The organism is Streptomyces sp. NPDC048415 (genome assembly GCF_040651675.1).
GTDB lineage: Bacteria > Actinomycetota > Actinomycetes > Streptomycetales > Streptomycetaceae > Streptomyces.
Window position 1 is genome coordinate 23515 of sequence record NZ_JBEZKJ010000048.1, and the last position, 24305, is coordinate 47819.

A 24305-nucleotide genomic window follows, 5' to 3' on the forward strand; every position below is an offset into this window, starting at 1 on the left:
GCCGTACGTAACTAGGATGGTCACGAGGTGATCGACCAATGGCAGGGCGCAACGCCGTACCCGAAGTGATCTGGGCCCGTCCCGAGCGCGCGGGCCGTGGTCCGCGGCCGGCGTACAGCCGCGCGGACATCGCGACCGCCGCCGTGCGGATCGCCGACGCGGAGGGGCTCGACGGGGTCTCGATGCGGCACGTGGCCGCCGAGCTGGGCTGCGGCACGATGTCGCTCTACAACTACGTGCCGCGCAAGGAGGACCTGTACGAGCTGATGGTCGACGCCATCAGCGGCGAGCACGACATTCGGGCACCCTCCGGCGACTGGCGCGCCGACCTGCTCCACCTCGCCCACCAGACCCGCGCCCTCATGCACCGCCACCCCTGGCTGCCGCGCCTGATGTCCCCGGTGTACGGCTTCAGCCCCAACGCCCTGCGCTACCTGGAGCACTGTCTCGCCTGCCTCGACCCGCTCGACGCGCCGTACGGCACCAAGTTGGAGCTCATCGCGATGCTCAACGGCGTCGTGACGACGTACGTCGGCAACGAACTGGCCACCGCCGAACGCACCCGGTCCCTGCCCTGGTCCGCGGAGCAGGAGAACGCGATCCGGATCGCCTATCTGGGCGGCCAGGTGGCGAGTGGCGCCTATCCGCGGATGGCGGCGGCCTTCATGGAGGACGCCGGGCCGATCGACCTGGAGGCGGTGTTCGAGCGGGCGCTGGGCCGAGTCCTCGACGCGTTCGAGCCCCGGGGCTAGAGGAGCGCGAACTGGCCTTCCGGGCCCTCTTCGTGGTGGTCCAGAACGGAGGCGGGCCGACGCGCCGCCTCCGGTACCGGAAGTACCCCCGCCTTGCGCAGCTCGGCCTGAGTGATCGGTGATTCGATCGTCAACTCGCCGCGTCGAGGCCTAAGTTCCGCGAGCAGTGCCAGCACCGTGACGAGTTCCAGGAGCTCGGACGTCCAGGCCTGCGGCCAGCGGGCGGGCCGGATCGACTCCAGGGTGCCCGGCTGGGCAGGCTCGGTCCTCGCCGCGAACCACTGCTCCAGTACGCGCACTCCGCCCACCTCGAAGTCCCAGGCCGCGGGAGGTACGGGCGAGATCCTGCCCTCGTCGAGGTACAGGGACTCCTCGGCACGGTCGTAGTGCAGCTCCAGGGGGCGCGCGGGCAGCGGGGCACGGACGTAGGGGCGGCGTCCGCCGGGCAGTTTGGGCCGCTCGCCGTCGCGGCGCATCAGCCACAGCGTTTGGCGGCCCAACTCGACCCCGCGCTCCCATACTTCGGTGTCGGCGGTGAGCGGGACGGCGCATCCGTTCCGGCTGTGGCGCGCCACAGCCACCGTCCACGCGAGGACGTCGAGCGGGTCGGGGGAGTGGTCCAGGCGGGTGCTCAGATGGTCCAACAGGCCGGGCACCAGGTTCGGTTCGAGGCCGCCGGGGCGCCGGAAGAGGGGGCGCAGGCGGCCTCCCCGACCGGCGGTCAGGGGCAGGACGGAGGCGGCCAGCAGCACCGGCCCGGACGAGTCCGGCACCGCCGTCTGCTCGACCACGAACGCCTGCCGCTCGTCGGCCACCCGCCACAACTCGGGCCGCGCCGCGTCGATCAGCCGGTGGTCGGGAATCAGCCACTGCTCGTCGAAGGGGGCACGCAGCACCCGTACCGGCTCCGGGCAGGGCCCCGACTCGCGCGCCAGCCGGCCCGTCCCGCTCGACTGACCCGGCAGTTGGGCGACCGCCGAGTGCGTGGTGCGCGAGCGCGTCGGGCCCAGCAGCACCTCGCGGTCCGCCCCTTCGGCCTTCATGAGGGCGTCCCACCGGGCCTTGAGGGACGCCGCGTCGGGCGCCGTCGGCCACCCCCGGCCCAGCCTCGGCGGTGCGACGGACCACGGCATGAGGTCCGCGAGCAGCGGAGCGTCGTCGTGCGTCACGCCCGGCATCGTACGACGCGGGCGGTGGGCGCCGTCCTCGTACGGCATCGTCAGTGGGCGTCGAGGGTGACCGTGAAGGAGAAGCGGTCACCGCGGTAGCGGATACTGGCCACGTCCAGGGCGCGGCCGTCCTCGCCGTGGACGATGCCCGTGTAGTGCAGGATCGGGCTGAGCAGCGGGACTTGGAGCAGCCGTGCCGTCTCCGGGTCCGCGAGCCGCGCCTCCACCGTGTCGGTGATCCGGCTGATGCGGACACCCACCACGTCCCGCAGCACCTTGGTCATGGGCCAGCGCACCAGGTCCTCCGGGTCGATCAGCGCCGCGAGTTCGGGACGGACGTAGTTGCGCGCGTGGTTCGTGGGCTCACCGGTCTTCTCGTCACTGCGCAGCCGGTGGTACGCCGCCACCTCGGGCACGTCCGGGAAGTACTCGGCGAGTTCGGCGGAGACGGGCACCCTGCCGTGCTCCAGCAGTTCGGTCGTCATGCCCGACTGCTGCGCGACGATCGCGTCCACCGAGCCGAGCAGCCGCACGGGCGCACCCCGCTGGGCGCTCGGCTCGATGAAGGTGCCACGCCGGCGATGGCGGGTGATGAGACCCTCGTCCTCCAGCTCCTTGAGCGCCTGCCGCATGGTCAGCACGCTCACTCCGTAGTGGCCCGCCAGCTGCTCCTCCGTGGGCAGGCGCAGCGGGTCCTGCGGCGAGCGGCCGAGTATCGAGGCGCGCAGGGACTGCGACACCTGATACCAGAGCGGCAGCTTGCGGTTCAGGACGATCGAGTCCGGGGCGAAGGAGGTCACGAGGGTATCCGTACCGGTCGCGGGCGTGGAAGGCAACGGGTGGTGAATCTCAGTCGGCCGGGCGGAAGTGCCGCTGGAGGCCCTGCCACACGTCGTCGTACGCCCGCTGCAGATGCTCCGCCCGGGCCGCCTGGGCCGTCGCGGTCACCGGCCAGCGCGTCTCGAACATGAAGGCGAGCCCGTCGTCGACCTTCTGCGGCCGCAGTTCGGCGGCGCCGGCCCGGTCGAAGGTCTCCCGGTCGGGACCGTGCGCCGACATCATGTTGTGCAGCGAGCCGCCGCCGGGAACGAAGCCCTCCGCCTTCGCGTCGTAGGCGCCCTCGATGAGCCCCATGTACTCGCTCATCACATTCCGGTGGAAGTAGGGCGGCCGGAAGGTGTCCTCGCCCACCAGCCAGCGCGGCGCGAAAACCACGAAATCGACACCGGCGAGTCCCGGAGTGTCCGACGGGGAGGTCAGCACCGTGAAGATCGACGGGTCCGGGTGGTCGTAGCTGATCGTGCCGATGACATTGAAACGGCGCAGGTCATAGACATACGGCAGATGGTTGCCGTGCCAGGCGACCACGTCCAGCGGCGAGTGGTCGTACGTCGCCGTCCAGAGGTTGCCGCAGAACTTGTTCACCACCTCGACCGGGCCCTCGACGTCCTCGTACGCGGCGACGGGCGCGAGGAAGTCGCGGGCGTTGGCCAGACCGTTCGCGCCGATCGGGCCGAGATCGGGCAGCCGGAAGGCCGCACCGTAGTTCTCGCACACATAACCGCGCGCCGACTCATCGAGCAGCTCCACACGGAAGCGGACGCCACGGGGGACCAGCGCGACATGGCCGGGCTCCACATGCAACAGACCGAACTCGGTGCGCAGCAGCAGTCCGCCGCGCTCCGGCACGATCAGCAGTTCACCGTCGGCATCGCTGAACACCCGCTTCATCGAGGAGTTGGCGTGATACAGATGCACCGCCATGCCGGCCCGCTGGGTCGCGTCGCCGTTGCCGCCGAGGGTCCACAGGCCCGCGAGGAAGTCCGTCCCCTCGGGGGGCTCGGGCAGCGGGTTCCAGCGCAGCCGGTTGGGGTCGGGTTCCGTCTCCGTGAAGGGGCCTGTGCGCAGCGCGCCGTTGGCCGTGCGGATGAAGGCGGGATGCGCGGCCGACGGGCGGATGCGGTACAGCCACGAGCGCCGGTTGTGCGCCCTCGGCTCGGTGAACGCCGTACCGCTCAGCTGCTCCGCGTACAGCCCGAGCGGTGCCCGCTGCGGTGAGTTGCGGCCGTGCGGCAGGGCCCCCGGGACCGCCTCCGAGCTGTGTTCGTTGCCGAATCCGGAGAGGTAGGTCAGCCCCTCGGCCGTCTTCCTCGCGTCCCCGCTCATGATCGCTCCCTCGCGCCTGATTCCTATGCATCACCGTAGGATTCAGCTTTTCCGCGCGCAAGGGGGCGACAGCGGGCACCGCAAGAGATCGGCCACGATTCGACGTACGGATTCGGTCCGACCGGTGGGGACCGGCCTGTGGGCGTACTACTCAGGGGTGGCCGCCGCACCCCAGAACCCGACTACAGGGGGATTCGACGGTCAGAGCCGTGTTCTACGCTCCCCGGCATGCGGTGGACGCGTGGACTGCTCGCCGCGCTCGCGGTGTGCGCCCTGCTCGGCGGATCCGCGGGCTGCGGCACGGGTGATGCGCACGAGCGGAGGGACGGAGCGTCGGCCTCGCCCGTGGGCAAGCTGCTGGAGGAGACGGACGAGGAAGGACGGCTCTACCGTGAGGTGGACAAGAAGGGTGCGCCGGAGGTCGGAATCGAGGTCCAGCCCGACTCCGACGACAGCTGGGACGTGACGCTGACCGTCCACAACTTCCGCTTCTCGGCCACCGGTACGCGCTCCGTGCCCGTGGCCGGACGCGGCATCGCCCACCTTTCCGTGGACGGCCGGACCATCGTGCGGCTGCGCTCGGACCAGTACCACCTCGACGGCGGCCTCGTCCCGCGCGGCACCCATCACGTCACCGCGCGCCTGTACGCGGACGACGGCACCGTGTGGGCCGTCCACGGCAAGCCCGTCGAGAGCACGGCCGACATCACGGCGTCGGAGGCGGGTCCGACGCCGACAGCGGCGGCGACCACGACACCGACCGCGACAGCGACGGACACGGTGAGTGGAAGCGGCGGCGGGGCCCGTACTGATCCGGGAGGTTCACCGGATCCCGGCGGAAAGGCATCATGAAGCCTGTGCCCCATGCGACCTCGCTGCGCAGAGCGCCCGTACAACGGCGCAGTGCCGAACGACTGACCAGAATCCTCGACGCCTGCGCCGACCTCCTCGACGAGGTCGGCTACGACGACCTGTCCACCCGGGCCGTGGCCCAGCGCGCCGGCGTGCCCATCGGCTCCGTCTACCGCTTCTTCGGCAACAAGCGCGCGATGGCCGACGCGCTGGCCCAGCGCAACCTGGAGCGCTACACCGAGCGCGTCACCGAGCGCCTCCAGGAGACGGAGGGCGGTGGCTGGCGCGCGGCCATGGACGCCGTGCTCGACGAGTACCTCGCGATGAAGCGCACCGCGCCCGGCTTCTCCCTCGTCGACTTCGGCAACCAGATACCGGTCGGCTCCCGCTATGCCGAGCCCAACACCCGGGTCGCCGACCGCCTCACCGCACTGCTCTCCGGCTACCTCGACCGCACACCGGACGAGGATCTCCGGCGTACCTTCCTGGTCGCGGTGGAGGCGGCCGACACCCTGGTCCACCTCGCCTTCCGGGTCGCCCCGGAGGGAGACGGGCGGATCATCGAGGAGACGCGCCAGTTGCTGCGCGCCTATCTCGCCAGGGTGCTCGACTGAACGGCCCACGAGGTGCTCGGGGGTAGCGCCGGCCGCACGCTTCGCGAATTTCTGACCTGACCCCCGGCAGACGCTCCCCTCCATCCGTACCGGTCGGTATGCTCGGCTCAATTCGTGTGCCACCGCCGTCACCGCCCTCCGGGAGGACCCGTGCCCACCCCCGACTCCCGCACCGCCCCGCGCGTCTGCCCCCTGTGCGAAGCCACCTGCGGGCTGACGCTCACCATCGAGGGCACCCGGGTGACCGGCGCCCGGGGCGACCGCGACGACGTGTTCAGCAAGGGCTTCATCTGTCCGAAAGGCGCCTCCTTCGGGGCGGTCGACAGTGACCCGGACCGGCTGCGCACCCCCCTCGTCCGCAAGGACGGCGAGCTGCGGGAGGCCACCTGGCAGGAGGCCTTCGACGCGGTGGCCGCCGGACTGCGCCCGGTCGTCGAGCGGTACGGCCCGCACGCCGTCGGCATCGTCCTCGGCAATCCGAACGTGCACACCATGGCCGGCGCCCTCTACCCGCCCGTCCTGCTCACCGCCCTGCGCACCCGCAGTCTCTTCACCGCCTCCACCGTCGACCAGATGCCCAAGCACGTGTCGAGCGGCCTGCTGTACGGCGACGCCAACGCGATCCCGGTACCCGACCTGGACCACACCGACCACCTGCTGCTCATCGGCGCCAACCCGCTGGAATCCAACGGGAGCCTGTGCACGGCCCCCGACTTCCCGGGCAAGCTCAAGGCGCTGCGGGCACGCGGCGGCACCCTGACCGTCATCGACCCGCGCCGCACCCGTACGGCCAAGCTCGCCGACCGGCACGTGGCCATCCGCCCCGGCACCGACGCGACGCTGCTCGCGGCGATGACGTACGTCCTCTTCGAGGAGAAGCTCGTCGACCTCGGCGCCCTCACCCCGCACGTCGAGGGCGTGGAAGAACTCGCGGACGCCGTACGGGACTTCAGCCCCGAGGCCGCGAGCGCGGCGTGCGACGTGGACGCGGACACCATCCGGGCGCTGGCACGCGAGCTGGCCGCCGCACCCACCGCCGCCGTCTACGGCCGCATCGGCAGCTGCACCGTCCCGCACGGCACCCTGGCCAGCTGGCTCGTCGACGTCCTCAACATCCTCAGCGGCAACCTCGACCGGCCCGGCGGCGCCCTCTTCCCGCTGTCCGCCACCGACAGGACACCCCGTCCCGCGGGCCCCGGCCACGGCTTCGCGCTCGGCCGCTGGCACAGCCGGGTGAGCGGCCACCCCGAGGCCAAGGGCGAACTGCCGCTGGCCGCCCTCGCCGAGGAGATCGACACCGCGACGAACGAGGGCAGCCCGGTCCGCGCCCTCATCGCCGTCGCCGCCAACCCCGTACTGTCCGCGCCCGACGGCGACCGCCTCGACAAGGCGCTGGACTCGCTGGACTTCATGGTCAGCGTCGACCCGTACCTGAACGAGACCTCGCGCCACGCGCACGTCGTCCTGCCGCCGCCCCCGCCCGCGCAGAGCGCGCACTTCGACTTCGCCTTCAACACCCTCGCCGTACGCAACCAGGTCCGCTACACCCGCCCCGCCATCCCGCTGGAGCCGGGCCGTATGGCGGAGACCGAGATCCTCGCCCGGCTCGTCCTCGCCGCGACCGGCATGCACGGCGCCGACCCCTCCGCCGTGGACGCGATGGTCATCGACACCACCCTGGGCAAGGCCGTCACCGAGGAGCACTCGCCGGTGCACGGCCGCGACCCGAAGGAACTCGCCGCCGCGCTCACCGGCGAGAGCGGCCCCGAGCGGCGCCTCGACATGATGCTGCGGCTCGGCCCGTACGGCGACGGGTTCGGCGCCCGACCGGACGGCCTGAGCCTCGAGAAGCTGCTCGAGCGCCCGCACGGCATCGACCTGGGGCCGCTCGGCTCCCGCCTGCCGCAGCCGCTGAAGACGCGCAGCGGGAAGCTCGAGCTGCTGCCGCAACCGATCGTCGACGATCTGCCGCGGCTGCGCGACGCGCTGCGCGAACGCCCGGCGGCGATCGTCCTCGTCGGCCGCCGTCATCTGCGCTCCAACAACAGCTGGATGCACAACGTGCCCGCCCTCACCGGCGGCTCCAACCGCTGCACCCTGCACATCCACCCCGACGACGCCGAACGGCTCGGACTCGCCGACGGAACGGCTGTACGCGTCAAGGGCGCGGGAGGCGAGGTGACCGCCCCCGCGGAGATCACGGACGCCGTACGGCGTGGTGTGGTGAGCCTGCCGCACGGCTGGGGACACGACCGCCCCGGCACCCGGATGAGCCACGCCGCGCTGGATCCGGGCGTCAACGTCAACCAGCTCCTGGACGGCTCGCTGCTCGACCCGCTGTCGGGCACGGCGGTGCTCAATGGCGTGCCCGTGGAGCTCACGCTCACCGAGACAAGGCTGTGACCTGGAGTTTTGCGCTTATTGCTCGCGTGTCAACATCTTGTTAACGCTTGCACGACCGACCTAACGTCGCCCTACCGCCGGCCCTGGTGGGAGTTCAAGGGCGAACGTTAGGTAATCCACTCATGCTGACCATCCTCGGCTTCACCATGATCGCGACCTTCCTGGTCCTGATCATGCTGAAGAAGATGTCGCCGATCGCGGCGCTCGTGCTGATCCCGGCACTCTTCTGTGTCTTCGTCGGAAAGGGCGCCAAGCTCGGTGACTACGTCATCGACGGCGTCACCAGCCTCGCCCCCACGGCGGCGATGCTGATGTTCGCGATCGTCTACTTCGGTGTGATGATCGACGTCGGTCTCTTCGACCCGATCGTCCGGGGGATTCTCAAGTTCTGCAAGGCCGATCCCCTGCGGATCGTGGTCGGCACGGCGGTCCTCGCCGCGATCGTCTCCCTCGACGGCGACGGCTCGACAACCTTCATGATCACCGTCTCGGCGATGTACCCGCTCTACAAGCGCCTGAAGATGAGCCTGGTCGTGATGACCGGCGTCGCCGCCATGGCCAACGGCGTGATGAACACGCTGCCCTGGGGCGGCCCGACGGCCCGCGCCGCGACCGCGCTGAAGCTGGACGCCAGCGACATCTTCGTGCCGATGATCCCCGCGCTCGCCGTCGGCCTGCTCGGCGTCCTCGCCCTCTCGTACGTCCTCGGCCGCCGCGAGCGCAAGCGGCTCGGTGTGCTGACGCTGGACGAGGTGCTGGAGCCGCAGGAGGCCGAGACGGTTCTCGTCGCCGCCGGTGGCGGCGGCGAGGGCAAGAAGCCTGCGCGCACGGGCGGTTCGGGCTCCGGCACCGACGCCGACGCCCCCGAGGCGGACGACGAGGCCTTCCGGGGCCTCGACCCGAACCGCGCCACCCTGCGCCCCAAGCTCTACTGGTTCAACGCGCTTCTCACGGTCACCCTGCTCACCGCCATGATCATGGAGTGGCTGCCGATCCCGGTCCTCTTCCTGCTCGGCGCCGCGCTCGCGCTCACGGTCAACTTCCCGTACATGCCCGACCAGAAGGCCCGCCTCGGCGCCCACGCCGAGAACGTCCTCAACGTCTCCGGCATGGTCTTCGCCGCCGCCGTCTTCACGGGTGTGCTCCAGGGCACGGGCATGGTCGACCACATGGCGAAGTGGCTGGTCTCCAACATCCCCGACGGCATGGGCCCGCACATGGCCTTCGTCACCGGCGTCCTGAGCATCCCGCTCACGTACTTCATGTCGAACGACGGCTTCTACTTCGGCATCCTCCCCGTCCTCGCCGAGGCGGGCCACGCGCACGGCGTCTCGTCCCTGGAGATCGCCCGCGCCTCGCTCGTCGGCCAGCCGCTGCACATGTCGAGCCCGCTGGTGCCCGCCGTCTACGTGCTGGTCGGCATGGCCAAGGTCGAGTTCGGCGACCACACCAGGTTCGTGGTCAAGTGGGCTGCGCTCACCTCACTGGTCGTGCTCGGGTCCGGGATCCTCTTCGGCATCATCTGATGCCCGACGCCTCCACCAGTGAGCGGCCCGGCAGGGGCTGGCTGCTGCGCCTCGTCATCGCCTTCAGCTTCGCGCAGGCGGCGGTGTCGATGGCGCGGCCCGCCGTCTCCTACCGGGCCCTCGCGCTGGGCGCCGACGAACGGGCGATCGGTGTGATCGCGGGCGTCTACGCGCTGCTGCCGCTGTTCGCCGCCGTACCGCTGGGCCGTCGCACCGACCACGGCCGCTGCGCCCCGCTGCTGCCCGTCGGTGTCGTGCTCATCGCGGGCGGCTGCGCGCTCAGCGGTAGCGCGAACTCGCTCGCGGCGATGGCGGCGTGGAGCGGAGTGATGGGCCTCGGCCACCTCTGCTTCGTCATCGGTGCCCAGTCGATCGTCGCCCGCCAGTCCGCACCCCACGAACAGGACCGCAACTTCGGCCACTTCACGATCGGCGCGTCACTGGGCCAGCTGATCGGACCGATCGCGGCGGGCGGCCTGATCGGCGGCCCCGACATGGCGGGCACCAGCGCGCTGGCACTTCTCGTCGCGGGCGCGGCGGCCGCGATCTCGTTCACCTCACTGTGGCGCATCGAACGCCGTACGACGTCCAAGTCCCCTGCGGGGCCGGCCGACCGCGTCCCCGTCCACCGCATCCTGCGCACCCGGGGCGTGCCCGCGGGTATCTTCATCAGCCTTGCCGTGCTGTCCGCGACGGACATCCTCACCGCCTACCTGCCGGTGGTCGGCGAGCACCGGGGCATCACGCCCTCGGTGATCGGCATGCTGCTGAGTCTGCGCGCGGCGGCGACCATCGCCTGCCGGCTGGTGATGACACCGATGCTGCGACTGCTCGGCCGGGCCGCGCTGCTCACCTCGACGTGCCTGGTGGCGGGTGTGCTGTGCGCGGGCATCGCGCTGCCGGTGCCGGTGTGGGCCCTGGCAGTGATGCTCGTCGTCCTCGGCTTCTGCCTTGGTGTCGGCCAGCCGCTGTCCATGACGACGGTCGTCCAGGCCGCCCCGGACGACGCCCGCTCCACCGCCCTCGCCCTGCGGCTGACCGGCAACCGGCTCGGCCAGGTCGCCGCGCCCGCCGGCGCGGGCCTGGTCGCCGGAGTCGCGGGCGTGGCCGCGCCGTTCCTGATGCTCGGCGCGTTGTTGCTGCTGTCGTCGGGGGTCGCGCTGCGCGCTCCGTCGAAGTCTGCCGGGGTGCGCGGTGTGCCCCGGCGGTCCGGGGTTGTCTTGCGCCGGAAGAGCGATATCTGACGGGGCGTAGGGCGCTGTTACGGCCTGCGGGAAGCCGAATGTGAAAGGGAGTCAGTTACACGCGAGTTTGTATGACAATCCGACTCGGAGGAACCCGCATGCCCACCTCGCCCCTCCCACGCCGCTCCGGAGCCACCGCCGCACTCGCGGCACTCACCGTCGCGGGCACCGCCCTGCTGGGAGCCCCGGCCGCCGTCGCTGCTCCCGGTGACAACGGCGACGTCAAGGTCCACGACTCGGGCACGTCGGTCGACAATCAGCGAGACGATCCCAGGGTCTGCCGCTTCTACCTCGACGGCTTCAACTTCGACACGGTGCAGCACATCACCTGGTCCATCGTGACCCAGCCCCTTGTGGTGGGCGGCACCACCCTCGCGGGCAGCCTCGACCTCCCCCCCTCCGGCCATGGCCGGACCCCCGCATTCCCGGACACGCTGGGCCTGCCCGACGGTCAGTACAAGCTGACGTGGAAACTCCACCCCACCAGCCCGGGCAAGCAGAAGGTCTTCAGGGTCGACTGCGGAACCCCGACCCCGGCCCCGACGCTCATCCGTCCCGGCGGACCGCACGGCGGGCCCCCCGCGGGCGGCGGCGGTCTCGCCCACCCGCAGGACTTCTCGCCGGTCGCCGGCGCCGCGGCCGCGGGCCTCGTCGTGGCCGGGGGAGTCGTGTACCTGCGGCTGCGCCGCCGCACCGATGGCGCGGCGTAGGCGACGCAGGCCCTGGTACCGGACGCGCGCCTACCGCCTGACGCGGACCTTCATGATCATCGTCGGTCTGGTGGTGGGCGGCGTCTGGTGGGCGGGGGACGACGAACCCGCGACCCCGGTCACGGCCGGCGCCGCGTCCTTCGGCTCCACCGGGGCCGGAGCACACGCGGACTCCCACCCGCCCGGCGGCGACGCCCGCGGCGCGAAGCCGCATCGCTCCCCGCCCACCCGGCCGGCCCGGCCGACGCCCCCGCCCGCACCGCTGCCCCGCTCACCGGCGACCTCGCTGCGGATCCCGTACTTCGGCCTCCAGGCGCCGGTCGTCGCGCTACGGCTCGATCGCGACCGGCGCCTCACCGCACCGCCCGTGGAGGATCCGAAACTGGTCGGCTGGTACGTGGACGGGCCGACGCCGGGCGAGCGAGGCACCGCCGTCGTCGTCGGCCACCGGGACACCAGGACGGGACCGGCCGTCTTCGCCGCGCTCGGACAGCTCCGACCCGGCAGACTCGTCGAGGCCCGGCGCGCCGACGGACGCACCGCCGTCTACACGGTGGACGCCGTGCGGACGTACGAGAAGGCGCACTTCCCCAACAAGGAGGTGTACGGCGACAGGGGGCGCCCCGAGCTGCGTCTGATCACGTGCGGTGGCGTGTACGACCGGAAGACGGGCTACGCCAGCAACATCATCGTGTTCGCCCACCTGACGGAGACCCGGGGGCGGTCGCACGGCAGGTGAACGGGCAAGTACGCGGCGGAATCGGACCCCTTCCACCCGCTGAACCGAAGCGTCCGCTTTCTCCCGGGGAGAACCGGACCCTCCGATCCCGGCGCGCGTCTTCCCCCGGGCGTGTGCGGTCCGTTAACTTCCGTGACTCATACGTCCCATGCGGCCCGCACGGGACGTTCGACCGCGGAGCACCAGCACGCTGTGAGCCCCCGGGGGCCCCTCATGACACGCGCCATCTCTCTGCACAACGTCAGCAAGTCCTACACCCGCGGCGCCCGCGTGGTGGAGCGGCTGTCGCTCGACATCCGGCCGGGCGAGTTCCTCGTGCTGCTCGGGCCGTCCGGCTGCGGCAAGTCGACCGTGCTGAGAATGATCGCCGGGCTGGAGAAGGTCACCGAGGGCGAGGTGCGGCTCGACGGCGAGTACGCCAATGATCTGCCGCCGTCCGGGCGGGACATGGCGATGGTCTTCCAGAACTTCGCCCTCTATCCGAGCATGACCAGCCGCGACAACATCGGCTTCCCGCTGCGCATCGAGACACCCGGCGAGGATCCCCGCCCGCGCGTGGACGCCACCGCCCGGATGCTCGGCATCCAGGACCTCCTCGACCGCTTCCCCAACCAGCTCTCCGGCGGCGAACGCCAGCGGGTCGCCATGGGCCGGGCGATCGCGCGTCACCCGTCCGCCTTCCTGATGGACGAACCGCTGTCCAACCTCGACGCCAAACTCCGCAATTATCTGCGGGCCGAAATCGCCCGGCTCACCCGGGAGTTGGGCGCCACGACGGTGTACGTCACCCACGACCAGGCCGAGGCGATGTCGCTCGGCGACCGGGTCGCCGTCCTGCGCGGTGGCGTCCTCCAGCAGCTCGGCACTCCCCGCACGGTCTACGCGCTGCCCGCGAACGTCTTCGTCGCCGCCTTCATCGGCACCCCGCGGATCAACCTGCTGCGGGGCCTCGTCCGGGCCCCGCTCGACGGAGCCATGTCGATCAGCCTCGGCAAGCAGTACCTGCGGCTGCCCGAACCCCTCATCCTGGACCATCAGTTGCTGCGGGTGCAGCAGGGCCGTGAGGTCATCGTCGGGCTGCGCTCCGAGGCCGTCCGGCTCGCCAAGCCGTCCGCGGCTCGGCCGGGCGAGGTGGCGATCAGCGGTCTCGTCGAGCATGTGGAGTTCCAGGGGCACGAGGTGCTCGTCCACTTCAACACCGGCTCGCGGCCCGCCGTCGTACCCGAGCTGGAGGCACCGCGTCCGACCCGCCCGGCGCGGCGACGGCGCCGTGAGGGCACCGTCCTGGACCGGCTGCGGGAGCGCGCCGGAGCCCTGCGGGCCGGCCCGGTCGTGGTCCTGGAGCACCCGGCGGACGCGGAACCCGATGACCCCGACCAGGTGCCGCCCGAGGGCCGGCTGCCCGGCGACCTCGTCGTCCGTACCACCCCCGACCTCGAGCTCCGCCACGGCATGCAGGTCCCCCTCCTCGTCGACCTCGCCCATCTGTTCGTCTTCGACCAGCACGGCGTGCGCATCTGCCCCGCACCGGAGCGGCTGCCGGACCTGGAGGAGTGAGTTCCCTGGGAGACCAGTGTGGGCGGGCCCCTCTGGCGCCCGAAAACTATCATCGCTAGTTTGGGGTCCGGACGACGCGGCCCGCCCGGAGGGAAAACGATGAAGGCACACGAGGGCATGTACATCGACGGGGCCTGGCGCCCCGCCGCCGGCACGGACACCATCGAGGTCGTGAACCCGGCCGACGAGCAGGTGATCGGCCGGGTGCCGGCGGGCACCGCCGAGGACGTCGACGCCGCCGTACGGGCCGCCCGTGCCGCCTTCCCGGCCTGGGCCGCGACGGCGCCCGCCGAGCGGGCCGCGAAGCTCGGCGCTCTGCGTGACGTACTCGTGGCCCGCAAGGACGAGATCGCCGAGACCGTCACCGCCGAGCTCGGCTCACCGCTGCCGTTCTCGCAGACGGTGCACGCGCGCGTGCCGATCCTGGTCGCGGGCTCGTACGCCGAACTGGCGGCGACGTACGCCTTCGAGGAGAAGGTCGGCAACTCGACCGTCTATCAGGAACCCGTCGGTGTCGTCGGCGCGATCACGCCCTGGAACTACCCGCTGCACCAGATCGTCGCCAAGGTCGCCCCGGCGCTCGCGGCGGGCTGCACGGTCGTGCTGAAGCCCGCCGAGGACACCCCGCTCACCGCCCAGCTCTTCGCCGAGGCGGTCGAGGAGGCGGGCGTGCCCGCCGGTGTCTTCAACCTCGTCACCGGGCTCGGGCCGGTCGCGGGCCAGGCCCTCGCCGAGCACCCGGACGTGGACCTGGTCTCCTTCACCGGCTCCACGGCGGTCGGCAAGCGGATCGGCGCGACCGCCGGCGCCGCGGTCAAGCGGGTCGCCCTCGAACTCGGCGGCAAGTCCGCCAACGTCATCCTGCCGAGCGCCGACCTCGCCAAGGCCGTCAACGTCGGCGTCGCCAACGTGATGTCCAACTCCGGGCAGACATGCAGCGCCTGGACGCGCATGCTGGTGCACACCGCGCGGTACGAGGAGGCGGTAGAGCTGGCAGCCGCCGCGGCCACGAAGTACGGCGACCGCATCGGCCCGGTCGTCAACGCCAAGCAGCGGGAGCGGGTGCGGGGCTACATCGAGAAGGGCGTCGCCGAGGGCGCCCGCGTCGTCGCGGGTGGCCCCGAATCCCCCCGTGAGCACGGCTACTTCATCAGCCCGACCGTCTTCGCCGACGTGACACCTGACATGACCATCGCCCAGGAGGAGATCTTCGGACCGGTGTTGTCGATCATCCGGTACGAGGACGAGGAGGAGGCTCTGCACATCGCCAACGGCACGGTGTACGGGCTCGCGGGCGCGGTGTGGGCGGGCGACGAGGGCGAGGCGGTCGCCTTCGCGCGGCGGCTCGACACGGGGCAGGTCGACATCAACGGGGGACGCTTCAACCCCCTCGCCCCCTTCGGTGGTTACAAGCAGTCGGGAGTGGGACGCGAGCTGGGCTCACACGGTCTGTCCGAGTACCTCCAGACCAAGTCCCTTCAGTTCTAAAGGAGCCTTCCCGTGATCCGCGCCGCTGTCCTTCCCGCCGTGGGCGCTCCCCTGGAGATCGCCGAGATCGACCTTCCCGAACCCGGCCCCGGCCAGGTCCGCGTCCGGCTCGCCGCCGCAGGGGTCTGCCACTCCGACCTGTCCCTGTCCGACGGCACCATGCGGGTACCGGTCCCCGCCGTCCTCGGCCACGAGGGCGCGGGCACCGTCGTCTCCGTCGGCGAGGGCGTCACCCATGTCTCAGCCGGCGACGGAGTCGTCCTCAACTGGGCCCCGTCCTGCGGAAGTTGTCACGCCTGCTCACTGGGCGAGGTGTGGCTGTGCGCCAACGCGCTGACCGGCGCGGGCGACGTGTACGCCCGACGCGTGTCCGACGGAAGTGACCTCCACCCCGGTCTGAACGTCGCCGCGTTCGCCGAGGAGACCGTCGTGGCCGCCGGATGCGTTCTGCCCGTACCGGACGGCGTACCCCTCACCGACGCCGCCCTCCTCGGCTGCGCCGTCCTCACCGGGTACGGGGCCGTCCATCACTCGGCGAGGGTCCAGCCCGGCGAGAGCGTCGCGGTGTTCGGAGTCGGCGGGGTCGGACTGGCCGCCCTCCAGGCCGCCAGGATCGCCGGCGCCTCGAAAATCGTCGCCGTCGATGTCTCGCCCGAGAAGGAGTCCCTCGCGCGCGGCGCCGGCGCGACCGACTACGTCGTCGCCTCCGACACCACCGCGCGCGACATCCGCGCCCTCACCGGCAAACAGGGCGTCGACGTCGCCGTCGAGTGCGTGGGCCGCGCCGTCACCATCCGAGCCGCCTGGGACTCCACACGGCGCGGCGGCCGCACCACGGTCGTCGGCATCGGCGGCAAGGACCAGCAGGTCACCTTCAACGCCCTGGAGATCTTCCACTGGGGCAGGACCCTCTCGGGCTGCGTATACGGCAACTCCGACCCAGCCCGGGACCTCCCGGTGCTGGCCGAACACATCCGCGCGGGCCACCTCGACCTCGCCGCCCTGGTCACCGACCACATTGCCCTGGACGGCATCCCGGCGGCATTCGACAACATGCTGGCGGGAAAGGGCGGCCGGGCGCTGGTGGTCTTCTAGCTTTCGGCCCGTCCGGCGTCTGAGGACGAGCGCGAAGCGCGAGAGAGGGAGTCTGGGGGGCGCAGCCCCCCAGACTCGGGAGGGGTAGGGGCGGAGGGGGCGAAAACCGCTTGGTCCTCAGCCGCACACGCTGACGCCGACTGAGATCACGCCTGTTCCTGTTCGGGCCGAAGGTCGGGCGTCGGCACCGGCGCCGGCGCCGCGGGACGCCGCGTCCGGGACCGAGACACCGCCACCCCCGCCAGACACAGCACCCCACCCGCCAGCGTGACGAGCCCCGGAACTTCGTCGAGGAACAGCCAGGACAACAGCACCACAAGCGCGGGCACCGCGTACGTCGTCGCCCCCATCCGGCTCGCGCTGGTGCGCGCAAGCGCATACGCCCAGGTCGTAAACGCCAATGCGGTCGGAAAGACCCCCAGATAGAGCATGTTCAGCGTCGCGGAGACGGGCGCGTCGGCGACCTCGGCAACGAGCTGCCCGGCGAACGGCAGACACACGACGGCCCCGACCAGACAGCCGAACGTGGTGACCTGCAGCGCGCTCGCCCGCCCGAGCACCGGCTTCTGCGCGACGACCCCGGCCGCGTAGCCCACGGCGGCGAGCAGGCACAGCACCACCCCGAGCACCGACGAACCGCCCTGACCGGACATCGACAGCCCGACGGCGACCGCTCCGGCGAACGACACCCCCATGCCCGCCAGCAGCCGCGGCGGCATGGTGTCACCGAGCAGCCGGGATCCGAGCAGGGCGATGAGGAGGGGACCGATGTTCACCACGAGCGCCGCCGTCCCGGCGTCCACCCGCTGCTCGCCCCAGTTGAGAGCCACCATGTAGAAGCCGAACCACAGCACCCCGGACAGACCGATCCCGCGCCAGGCAGCGCGCGGCGGCCACCCCTCCCGGCGTATGAGACAGACGGCCCCGAGCACGACGGCTCCCGCCAACAGCCGCCCGAGCGCCAGCGCACCCGGCGAGTACGCCCCGCCCGCACTCCGGATCGAAACGAAGGCGGAGGCCCACAGCCCGACGGTGACGGTCGCCGCTCCCGCCGCGAGCAGCTCCGTACGGCGGAGGGAGGGCAGAGCTCGGGGCGTGTTCATCATGCTCCTGAGGCTAGGCGGGACAGGGGAGGAGATCTGGCGGATTCCGGACGCCGCGGTGACCGCTGGCGAGTGGGGGGGCTGCTTGTCACGCGGTGGTGATCGGTGGTGAGTGGTCGGCCGGTTGCTGCGCGGTGGTGATCGGTGGTGAGTGGTCGGCCGGTTGCTGCGCGGTGGTGATCGGTGGTGAGTGGTCGGCCGGTTGCCGCGCGGTGGTGACCGGTGGTGAGTGGGAGGCCGCTTGCCGCGCGGTGGTCACCGGTCGCGAGTGGGAGGCCGGTTGCCGCGCGGTGGTCACCGGCGGCGAGTGGGACACCGCTCGCTCAGCGGAGCGCCATCGCCTCGATGCCGAGGAGTTCCGCGAACGCGTGCTCGCCTTCGGGGGTCACCTTGACCGCCCTCTCCGAGCCGATGCGTACGCACCAGCGGGCGTCCAGGGCGTGCCGGCACAGCGCCGCGCCGGCGCTACCGGCGAGGTGCGGGCGGCGTTCCGTCCAGTCGAGGCAGGCGCGGGCGAGCGGGCGTCGGCCGGTGCGGTCGAGGCGGATTCCCGCGCTGTCGAACCACCCCAGTCCGGCGTCCGTGAGCGCGAACCCGGTGTCCTGGCGCAGCAGCCCCCGGCCGGTCAGCGCGGCGGTGACGGCGATGCCGAGCCGTCCGGCGAGGTGGTCGTAACAGGTGCGCCCGCGTGCCATCGCCGACCCCGCGCCGGCCTCCCGCAGGGTGCGGGGGCTCTGCGCGGTGTCCGGCCTGACGTGGGCGGCGAGGTCCTCGACGAGCTGCGCCACCCGGCTGCCGGCCAGTCGTACATAGCGGTGCCGGCCCTGCCGTTCCTCGGTGAGCAGGCCTCCGGACACGAGCTTGCCGAGGTGCTCGGTGGCGGTCGACGGTGCGACTCCGGCGTGCCGTGCCAGTTCGCCTGCCGTCCACGCCCGTCCGTCGAGCAGGGCCAGTAGAAAACCGGCCCGCGTCTCGTCCGCCATCAGAGCGGCCAGCGCCGCGAGCCCCGGCCCCACCGGATCATTCGACCTCGTCATGCCACCCAGCATGCGACACGAACCCTTCGGCGCTCACCGAAAGGTTTCTCGCCCCCGCCGCCTCTGCCCGTCCCTGGGGGCTGCGCCCCCAGACCCCCCTGTCGCGCTTCGCGCTCGTCCTCAAACGCCGGACGGGCTAACGCCGCCCCATCATCCGCTCGAACTGTGACGCCAATCCGTCCAGCAGCGCGCTGAGCCCCGCCTCGAAGGCCCGCTCGTCGATCTTCTCCTGCTGCTCGGCAAGGAGATGGGCCTGCCCGAGATGGGGATAGTCGGCAGGGTCGTACGCGGTCGCGTCGTCGACGAATCCCCCGGCGAACGATCCGAGCGCGGACCCCATGATGAAGTACCGCATGAGCGCCCCGATCGACGTGGCCTGCGCGGCCGGCCACCCCGCGTCGACCATCGCCCCGAACACCGCGTCGGCAAGCCGCAGCCCGGCAGGCCGGCGCCCGGGCCCGCGTGCCAGCACCGGCACGATGTTGGGGTGGTCGCGCAGAGCCGCCCGGTAGGAGACGGCCCAGTCGTGCAGCGCGGTACGCCACTCACGCCCGTCCTCGAACATCGACAGATCGACCTGCGCGCTCACCGAGTCCGCGACCGCTTCCAGGATCTGGTCCTTGGTGCGGAAGTGGTTGTACAGGGACGGCCCGCTCACCCCGAGTTCCGCCGCGAGCCGGCGCGTCGAGACGGCCGCCAGGCCCTCGGCGTCCACCAGCGCCCGTGCCGTCTCGACGATGCGGTCGGTGTTGAGGAGGGGCTTGCGCGGTCGGGCCATGGCGCACATAGTAGGGCTGCGCTCGGAAACTAGCAGTGCTAATTTAAATGTACGGCTTTCAATGTCCGCTATCTGTGGGGTGACTCGGCATGAACCTGGAGCTCAGCGAGGAGCAGTCGGCCGTCCGGCAGCTCGCCAAGGACTTCGTGGACCGCGAGATCGCCCCACATGTCATCGAGTGGGACCGCGCCGAGGAGGTCGACCAGTCCCTTGTGAAGAAGCTCGGCGGGGTCGGCTTCCTCGGGCTCACCATCGACGAGGAGTACGGCGGCAGCGGCGGGGACCACCTCGCGTACTGCCTTGTCACGGAGGAACTGGGACGCGGCGACTCCTCCGTGCGCGGGATCGTCTCCGTCTCGCTGGGCCTGGTCGCCAAGTCGATCGCGCAGTGGGGGAGTGAGGAGCAGAAGCGGCGGTGGCTGCCGGGGCTGACCTCCGGCGAGTACGTCGGCTGCTTCGGCCTCACCGAGCCCGGCACCGGATCGGATGCGGGCAACCTGTCGACGAAGGCCAGGCGCGAGGGCGACGACTACGTCATCAACGGCACCAAGATGTTCATCACGAACGGCACCTGGGCCGACGTGGTCCTCCTCTTCGCCCGCTCCACCGACGCGCCCGGCCACCGGGGTGTCTCCGCCTTCCTCGTGCCGACCGACACCCCGGGCCTGACCCGCCGAACCATCCACGGCAAGCTCGGGCTGCGCGGACAGACCACCGCCGAACTGGTCCTCGAAGACGTGCGCGTGCCCGCTTCGGCGATGATCGCGCCGGAGGGCAAGGGCTTCTCCGTCGCGATGTCCGCGCTGGCCAAGGGGCGGATGTCGGTCGCGGCGGGCTGTGTCGGCATCGCCCAGGCCGCCCTGGACGCGGCGGTGACGTACGCGGCCGAACGCGAGCAGTTCGGCAAGTCCATCGCCCATCACCAGCTGGTGCAGGAGCTGATCAGCGACATCGCCGTGGACGTGGACGCCGCGCGCCTGCTCACCTGGCGGGTCGCCGATCTCGTCGACCGCGGGCTGCCGTTCGCCACCGAGTCCTCGACGGCCAAGCTGTTCGCCTCCGAGGCCGCCGTGCGCGCCGCGAACAACGCCCTCCAGGTCTTCGGCGGCTACGGCTACATCGACGAGTATCCGGCCGGCAAGCTGCTCCGCGACGCCCGCGTGATGACCCTCTACGAGGGCACCAGTCAGATCCAGAAGCTGGTCATAGGCCGTGCGCTGACGGGGGTTTCGGCGTTCTGAGCGACGTCGTACTCAGTACGTCCGCGTCCGCTTCTGAGTATCCCGGCGGATGTGGCGGCGACCACGTCCGCCGACTCTTGTCCCATGAGTGAGACACCCGTCAAACAGCAGAACACGGCCGCCTTCTACGGTCAGGCCGTGGCCTCCTTCTCGGTCGCGATGGCCGCGACCGCCCTCGGTATCTTCAGGCTGCAGGCCGACGCCTGGGTGCGTGCCTTCCTGGCCATCGCCGTCCTCTACCTGGTGACGTCGTCCTTCACACTGGCCAAGGTGATCCGTGACCGTCAGGACGCCACCCGCCCCGGCGGGCGGGTGTACGACCCCTTCGAGAAGCTCTGACCCGGGCGCGGCCGGGACTGAGCGGGGAATCTAAGCGCCCGCTCAGGTTCAGGGGTATGGTGTTCACCCTGCCAGTGGAGAAGGGGCGAACAGCGATGAGTACGGCGGAGGAGACGCCCGGCGGCGAGATGCAGCCGTGGGCCGAGGTCACCCCGGACGCGGCCCGGCGGCTGCTCGTCGCCGCCGTGGAGGCCTTCGCCGAGCGCGGGTACCACGCGACGACGACCCGGGACATCGCGGGCCGTGCGGGCATGAGCCCGGCCGCGCTGTACATCCACTACAAGACCAAGGAAGAGCTGCTCCACCGGATCAGCAGGATCGGCCACGAGAAGGCCCTCGAGATCCTGCGGACGGCAGCGCAGGGCGAGGGCGGCGCGGCCGAGCGGCTCGCCGACGCCGTGAGCTCCTTCGTCCGGTGGCACGCCGGGGGGCGCACCACCGCACGGGTGGTGCAGTACGAACTGGACTCGCTCGGCCCGGACGCGCGCGCCGAGATCATCGCCCTGCGCCGTCAGGTCGATGCCGAGGTGCGCGGGATCATCCAGGACGGCGTGGCGGCGGGCGACTTCGATGTCCCGGACGTGCCGGGAACCACGCTCGCGGTGCTGTCGCTCTGCATCGACGTGGCGCGTTGGTTCAACGTGAACGGACCCCGTACCCCGGACGAGGTCGGCGCGCTCTATGCCGACCTCGTCTTGAGGATGGTCGGGGCCAAGGAGTAAGCCGGGTCTGTCAGAAGTAGTACCGAGACACCGACTCCGCCACGCACACTGGCTTGTCTCCGCCCTCGCGCTCCACGGTCACCGCGGCCGTGACCTGGATGCCACCGCCGGCCTCGGCGACCTCCGTGAGGACGGCCGTCGCGCGCAGCCGCGACCCCACCGGCACCGGTGCGGGGAAACGGACCTTGTTCGAGCCGTAGTTGACGCCCATCTTCATGCCCTCGACGCGCATCACCTGCGGTACGAGCGCGGGCAGCAGCGACAGCGTGAGATAGCCGTGCGCGATCGTCGTTCCGAAGGGACCGGCCGCCGCCTTCTCCGGGTCCACATGGATCCACTGGTGGTCGCCCGTGGCGTCCGCGAACAGGTCGATCCGCTTCTGGTCGACCTCCAGCCATTCACTGTGACCCAACTGCTCGCCCACCGCCGCCTTCAGATCGTCGGCGGACGTGAAGATCCTCGGCTCTGCCATGTTCCCGGCCTCCCGCGTCGCTATGTCTAAGCAACTGCTTAGCATGGTCGGGGGGAGGGCTCCTGTCAACGCTCCACGGCTGGGAGGAGGTCGGTAAGGTTCGAGGAGTGCCCCAGATTCCCGAGAAGATCCACGAACTCACGGTCGGCCAGCTGGCGGCCCGCAGCGGCGCCGCCGTCTCCGCCCTGCACTTCTACGAGTCCAAGGGTCTGATCACCAGTCGCCGCACCACAGGCAACCAGCGCCGCTACCACCGGGACGCGCTGCGCCGCGTCGCCTTCGTCCGTGCCGCGCAGCGCGTCGGCATCCCGCTCGCCACCATCCGCGAGGCCCTCGCCCAACTCCCCGAGGAGCGCACCCCCACGCGGGAGGACTGGGCCCGGCTCTCCGAGGCTTGGCGCTCCGAACTCGACGAACGCATCAAGCAGTTGGGCAGGCTGCGGGACCACCTCACGGACTGCATCGGCTGCGGCTGTCTGTCCCTGGAGAACTGCGTGCTCTCCAACCCCGACGACGTCTTCGGCGAGCGCCTGACTGGCTCCCGGCTCCTGGTGGAACGCGCCGCCTCAGCGCAGCACACGCCGCGAGAGCAGCAGAGAGAGCCCGAGGACTGCCGCTGAGCAGCACACGGAGCCGAGGACTGCCGCTGAGCGGCGCCCCGGGCTCCGTACGTCCGACTACTCGTACTCCGTGCCGCCCTTCCGCGTCAGATACGCCGGGCTGACCGCCTTCGCTATCGCCCGGCCGCCGGTCACCGGGCTGTAGCGCTCGATGGCCGGGCGGATCACCACGCCCTCGCGCAGATGCAGCTCGCGCCCGGACACGGTCTCACGGCCGGAGGCGACTTCGAGGACACGCTCGATGTCGTACGGCCCCTCGTACAGCCGCGGCACCAGCGGGAGTTCGCCGTCCAGCAGCGCCGCCGCGTCCAGCCAGCGGATCTCGCCGTCGATCTCCGCGGACACGTCGAACACGGCGTAGCCGATCGTCTGGCGGCGGCCGTCGGCGCCGTACGACAGATCCTGTACGCCCGCTCCGTATACCTCGCCGAAGATTCCGATCCGGCGCGCGCCCAGCCGTTCCGCGAGCCGGGCCGCGGCCTGCGCCACCCCGTGACCGTGCACGGCCCGCCAGTACAGATTGCGCGGATCCTCCTTCAGCGCCTGGGACCTGGCGCCGAAGCCCTTGGAGGAGACATGCACCCGGTCCTCGTCGGCGAGGTACGTCAGCAGACAGGCCGAACCGTGCAACTTCTCGGTCAAGGCGACGGGCTCGCCCGGCGTGAAGACGTCTGGGTACCGCTGGATGTTCTCGATGTCGACCCAAGGCAGCAGGTCGGGCGCGGACTCGATCTCGCCGTTCATCGTGGGCGGGATCGGCGGCACCCACTTGACGATGCCGAGCGCCTCGGCGAAGTCGGTCCCGTCCTCGGCGGCCTTCGCCAGGTCGACGTCCGCGAGCGCGTTCGGGCGGCACACGATTCCCTGCGACAGCTCCCCGCGCAGCCGTACGGCCCTGACCCGGTCCGACCCGCTTCCCGCGAGCCGGCCGGTCAGGCCCAGCTCCTGGATCAGCTCGGCCGGCAGCACGGACTGCTCAGGGATGTACACGGCCCGCTCGCCGGTGCGGTAGGCGCCCTTGGCGACCACGGCTCGGTACAGGCCCACTTGGGCCAGTTCGAGTGCGTCGGCGTTCGGGTGTTCATGGATGGTCAGCACTTCGGCGGTGACGCGCAGCGTCGACATCGGGACTCCTCGGGCTCCTCAGCTGGGTTCCATCGTCCCAACTCTCCGCAGGGGAAAGGACTGGAGCGAGGGAATTTGCGGCTGGTACCGTCGGGATCTTCGGCAACGGGTTCGCCGGCCCGCCGACTGCTGCCGCAGGGGGCGCCCGAGATGACGGACGGCAGCCTGGGCGGCGTCGGCTGGGGAGCCACGGGCTGAGCCGGGTGGACTGGCGCTCCTGGGCCGCCGAACAGGCCGCGACGATCGTCCACGCGTGTCAGGACGTCCTCACAACTCCCGAGCCGCCGTCTCCCGTGTACGACCTCTTCGAGATATGCGCCGCCAGCCTGGGAACGGCCGGCCCGCTCCTCGACCTGTGGCTCTCGCACCCCCTCGCGGACTCCCACTTCGCGCAGCGCGCGAACAGCGCATCGACGAACTGTGCCCGCTCCTCGACCTGTGGCTCCCGCACCCCGTCGCGGACTCCCACTTCGCGCAGCGCGCGAACAGCGCATCGACGAACTGTGCCCGCTCCTCGACCTGTGGCTCCCGCACCCCGTCGCGGACTCCCACT

Annotated in this window: 24 protein-coding genes; 15 read left to right on the plus strand and 9 right to left on the minus strand. The window is 71.3% G+C overall.

The genetic code is table 11. The features are described 5' to 3' along the window. The first annotated feature begins 38 nt into the window (after positions 1-38). Positions 39-752, plus strand: a complete 714-nt coding sequence (locus AB0D27_RS27345) for a TetR/AcrR family transcriptional regulator (RefSeq protein ID WP_362513933.1) — start codon at positions 39-41, stop codon at positions 750-752. Here the strand turns inward: AB0D27_RS27345 and AB0D27_RS27350 are convergent. From AB0D27_RS27350 to hmgA, 3 genes are read right to left on the minus strand one after another with little or no spacing between them, the layout of a single operon-like run. Continuing rightward, the gene (locus AB0D27_RS27350) at positions 749-1930 is read right to left on the minus strand and encodes a type ISP restriction/modification enzyme (protein ID WP_362514026.1); all 1182 of its coding nucleotides are present in this window, start codon (positions 1928-1930) and stop codon (positions 749-751) included. The two genes, AB0D27_RS27345 and AB0D27_RS27350, sit on opposite strands and share 4 nt — an antisense overlap. Before the next feature lie 41 nt (positions 1931-1971). Further along, positions 1972-2721 carry a GntR family transcriptional regulator gene (locus AB0D27_RS27355; RefSeq protein ID WP_362513935.1) on the minus strand — a complete coding sequence of 250 codons (750 nt, stop codon included), beginning with the start codon at positions 2719-2721 and terminating at the stop codon, positions 1972-1974. Between the two features lie 49 nt (positions 2722-2770). Continuing rightward, a complete protein-coding gene (gene hmgA, locus AB0D27_RS27360; protein WP_362513938.1) occupies positions 2771-4087 on the minus strand; it encodes a homogentisate 1,2-dioxygenase in 1317 nt (438 codons plus the stop codon). 228 nt (positions 4088-4315) lie between these two features. Here hmgA and AB0D27_RS27365 point away from each other — a divergent pair, with 228 nt between their 5' ends. The 10 genes from AB0D27_RS27365 to AB0D27_RS27410 all read left to right on the plus strand — a co-directional run bounded on the left by AB0D27_RS27365 (position 4316) and on the right by AB0D27_RS27410 (position 16315). Beyond that, positions 4316-4939: a nuclear transport factor 2 family protein gene (locus AB0D27_RS27365; protein ID WP_362513941.1), complete on the plus strand. Its 624-nt coding sequence runs from the start codon at positions 4316-4318 to the stop codon at positions 4937-4939. Further along, positions 4936-5553: a TetR/AcrR family transcriptional regulator gene (locus tag AB0D27_RS27370; protein WP_362513944.1), complete on the plus strand. Its 618-nt coding sequence runs from the start codon at positions 4936-4938 to the stop codon at positions 5551-5553. The genes AB0D27_RS27365 and AB0D27_RS27370 overlap by 4 nt, the downstream gene beginning before the upstream one ends. Positions 5554-5703: 150 nt before the next feature. Next, the gene (locus tag AB0D27_RS27375) at positions 5704-7956 is read left to right on the plus strand and encodes a molybdopterin oxidoreductase family protein (protein WP_362513947.1); all 2253 of its coding nucleotides are present in this window, start codon (positions 5704-5706) and stop codon (positions 7954-7956) included. A gap of 122 nt (positions 7957-8078) precedes the next feature. Then, complete coding sequence (locus tag AB0D27_RS27380) at positions 8079-9482, plus strand: citrate:proton symporter (RefSeq protein ID WP_362513950.1); 1404 nt, start codon at positions 8079-8081, stop codon at positions 9480-9482. Continuing rightward, entirely contained in the window at positions 9482-10726 is a 1245-nt protein-coding gene (locus AB0D27_RS27385) for an MFS transporter (RefSeq protein ID WP_362513953.1), read from the plus strand. The genes AB0D27_RS27380 and AB0D27_RS27385 overlap by 1 nt, the downstream gene beginning before the upstream one ends. 98 nt (positions 10727-10824) lie before the next feature. Further along, positions 10825-11436, plus strand: coding sequence for a hypothetical protein (locus AB0D27_RS27390; RefSeq protein ID WP_362513955.1), 612 nt, complete (start codon positions 10825-10827; stop codon positions 11434-11436). After that, entirely contained in the window at positions 11423-12175 is a 753-nt protein-coding gene (locus AB0D27_RS27395) for a class F sortase (RefSeq protein ID WP_362513958.1), read from the plus strand. The genes AB0D27_RS27390 and AB0D27_RS27395 overlap by 14 nt, the downstream gene beginning before the upstream one ends. Before the next feature lie 213 nt (positions 12176-12388). Further along, positions 12389-13732, plus strand: a complete 1344-nt coding sequence (locus AB0D27_RS27400) for an ABC transporter ATP-binding protein (protein ID WP_362513960.1) — start codon at positions 12389-12391, stop codon at positions 13730-13732. Positions 13733-13831: 99 nt separating this feature from the next. Next, positions 13832-15220 (plus strand): aldehyde dehydrogenase family protein, encoded by a 1389-nt coding sequence (locus tag AB0D27_RS27405; RefSeq protein WP_362513963.1) that lies wholly within the window; start codon positions 13832-13834, stop codon positions 15218-15220. Positions 15221-15232: 12 nt separating this feature from the next. Next, a complete protein-coding gene (locus AB0D27_RS27410) occupies positions 15233-16315 on the plus strand; it encodes a Zn-dependent alcohol dehydrogenase (protein ID WP_362513966.1) in 1083 nt (360 codons plus the stop codon). Positions 16316-16461: 146 nt separating this feature from the next. Here the strand turns inward: AB0D27_RS27410 and AB0D27_RS27415 are convergent, their stop codons facing one another. The 4 genes from AB0D27_RS27415 to AB0D27_RS27430 all read right to left on the minus strand — a co-directional run bounded on the left by AB0D27_RS27415 (position 16462) and on the right by AB0D27_RS27430 (position 19233). Further along, positions 16462-17421 carry a DMT family transporter gene (locus AB0D27_RS27415; protein ID WP_362513969.1) on the minus strand — a complete coding sequence of 320 codons (960 nt, stop codon included), beginning with the start codon at positions 17419-17421 and terminating at the stop codon, positions 16462-16464. Positions 17422-17506: 85 nt separating this feature from the next. Next, the gene (locus AB0D27_RS27420) at positions 17507-17677 is read right to left on the minus strand and encodes a hypothetical protein (RefSeq protein WP_362513971.1); all 171 of its coding nucleotides are present in this window, start codon (positions 17675-17677) and stop codon (positions 17507-17509) included. A 64-nt stretch (positions 17678-17741) separates the two neighbouring features. Beyond that, positions 17742-18467, minus strand: coding sequence for a winged helix-turn-helix domain-containing protein (locus AB0D27_RS27425; RefSeq protein WP_362513974.1), 726 nt, complete (start codon positions 18465-18467; stop codon positions 17742-17744). 124 nt (positions 18468-18591) lie between these two features. After that, positions 18592-19233, minus strand: coding sequence for a TetR/AcrR family transcriptional regulator (locus AB0D27_RS27430; protein WP_362513976.1), 642 nt, complete (start codon positions 19231-19233; stop codon positions 18592-18594). Positions 19234-19322: 89 nt separating this feature from the next. Between AB0D27_RS27430 and AB0D27_RS27435 the strand changes: the two genes are divergently transcribed. The 3 genes from AB0D27_RS27435 (at position 19323) to AB0D27_RS27445 (ending at position 21535) form a co-directional block, all read left to right on the plus strand. Next, entirely contained in the window at positions 19323-20474 is a 1152-nt protein-coding gene (locus tag AB0D27_RS27435; RefSeq protein ID WP_362513979.1) for an acyl-CoA dehydrogenase family protein, read from the plus strand. A gap of 84 nt (positions 20475-20558) precedes the next feature. Continuing rightward, entirely contained in the window at positions 20559-20813 is a 255-nt protein-coding gene (locus AB0D27_RS27440) for a YiaA/YiaB family inner membrane protein (RefSeq protein WP_362513981.1), read from the plus strand. 95 nt (positions 20814-20908) lie between these two features. After that, positions 20909-21535 carry a TetR/AcrR family transcriptional regulator gene (locus tag AB0D27_RS27445; RefSeq protein ID WP_362513983.1) on the plus strand — a complete coding sequence of 209 codons (627 nt, stop codon included), beginning with the start codon at positions 20909-20911 and terminating at the stop codon, positions 21533-21535. Between the two features lie 10 nt (positions 21536-21545). Here the strand turns inward: AB0D27_RS27445 and AB0D27_RS27450 are convergent, their stop codons facing one another. Beyond that, the gene (locus tag AB0D27_RS27450; RefSeq protein WP_362513986.1) at positions 21546-22007 is read right to left on the minus strand and encodes a MaoC family dehydratase; all 462 of its coding nucleotides are present in this window, start codon (positions 22005-22007) and stop codon (positions 21546-21548) included. A 107-nt stretch (positions 22008-22114) separates the two neighbouring features. Here AB0D27_RS27450 and soxR point away from each other — a divergent pair, with 107 nt between their 5' ends. Then, positions 22115-22627, plus strand: a complete 513-nt coding sequence (gene soxR, locus AB0D27_RS27455) for a redox-sensitive transcriptional activator SoxR (protein WP_362513988.1) — start codon at positions 22115-22117, stop codon at positions 22625-22627. A gap of 57 nt (positions 22628-22684) precedes the next feature. On the opposite strand, the gene AB0D27_RS27460 is transcribed toward soxR, so the two are convergent. After that, positions 22685-23752, minus strand: coding sequence for an RNA ligase (ATP) (locus AB0D27_RS27460; RefSeq protein ID WP_362513991.1), 1068 nt, complete (start codon positions 23750-23752; stop codon positions 22685-22687). Positions 23753-24305: the final 553 nt, after the last annotated feature.

Bases quoted from the DNA above. Each gene is read 5' to 3' on its own strand.
- AB0D27_RS27345 (WP_362513933.1), top strand. From the start codon at position 39: ATGGCAGGGCGCAACGCCGTACCCGAAGTGATCTGGGCCCGTCCCGAG.
- AB0D27_RS27350 (WP_362514026.1), bottom strand. From the start codon at position 1,930: ATGCCGGGCGTGACGCACGACGACGCTCCGCTGCTCGCGGACCTCATG.
- hmgA (WP_362513938.1), bottom strand. From the start codon at position 4,087: ATGAGCGGGGACGCGAGGAAGACGGCCGAGGGGCTGACCTACCTCTCC.
- AB0D27_RS27365 (WP_362513941.1), top strand. From the start codon at position 4,316: ATGCGGTGGACGCGTGGACTGCTCGCCGCGCTCGCGGTGTGCGCCCTG.
- AB0D27_RS27370 (WP_362513944.1), top strand. From the start codon at position 4,936: ATGAAGCCTGTGCCCCATGCGACCTCGCTGCGCAGAGCGCCCGTACAA.
- AB0D27_RS27380 (WP_362513950.1), top strand. From the start codon at position 8,079: ATGCTGACCATCCTCGGCTTCACCATGATCGCGACCTTCCTGGTCCTG.
- AB0D27_RS27385 (WP_362513953.1), top strand. From the start codon at position 9,482: ATGCCCGACGCCTCCACCAGTGAGCGGCCCGGCAGGGGCTGGCTGCTG.
- AB0D27_RS27390 (WP_362513955.1), top strand. From the start codon at position 10,825: ATGCCCACCTCGCCCCTCCCACGCCGCTCCGGAGCCACCGCCGCACTC.
- AB0D27_RS27395 (WP_362513958.1), top strand. From the start codon at position 11,423: ATGGCGCGGCGTAGGCGACGCAGGCCCTGGTACCGGACGCGCGCCTAC.
- AB0D27_RS27400 (WP_362513960.1), top strand. From the start codon at position 12,389: ATGACACGCGCCATCTCTCTGCACAACGTCAGCAAGTCCTACACCCGC.
- AB0D27_RS27405 (WP_362513963.1), top strand. From the start codon at position 13,832: ATGAAGGCACACGAGGGCATGTACATCGACGGGGCCTGGCGCCCCGCC.
- AB0D27_RS27415 (WP_362513969.1), bottom strand. From the start codon at position 17,421: ATGATGAACACGCCCCGAGCTCTGCCCTCCCTCCGCCGTACGGAGCTG.
- AB0D27_RS27425 (WP_362513974.1), bottom strand. From the start codon at position 18,467: ATGCTGGGTGGCATGACGAGGTCGAATGATCCGGTGGGGCCGGGGCTC.
- AB0D27_RS27430 (WP_362513976.1), bottom strand. From the start codon at position 19,233: ATGGCCCGACCGCGCAAGCCCCTCCTCAACACCGACCGCATCGTCGAG.
- AB0D27_RS27435 (WP_362513979.1), top strand. From the start codon at position 19,323: ATGAACCTGGAGCTCAGCGAGGAGCAGTCGGCCGTCCGGCAGCTCGCC.
- AB0D27_RS27440 (WP_362513981.1), top strand. From the start codon at position 20,559: ATGAGTGAGACACCCGTCAAACAGCAGAACACGGCCGCCTTCTACGGT.
- AB0D27_RS27445 (WP_362513983.1), top strand. From the start codon at position 20,909: ATGAGTACGGCGGAGGAGACGCCCGGCGGCGAGATGCAGCCGTGGGCC.
- AB0D27_RS27450 (WP_362513986.1), bottom strand. From the start codon at position 22,007: ATGGCAGAGCCGAGGATCTTCACGTCCGCCGACGATCTGAAGGCGGCG.
- AB0D27_RS27460 (WP_362513991.1), bottom strand. From the start codon at position 23,752: ATGTCGACGCTGCGCGTCACCGCCGAAGTGCTGACCATCCATGAACAC.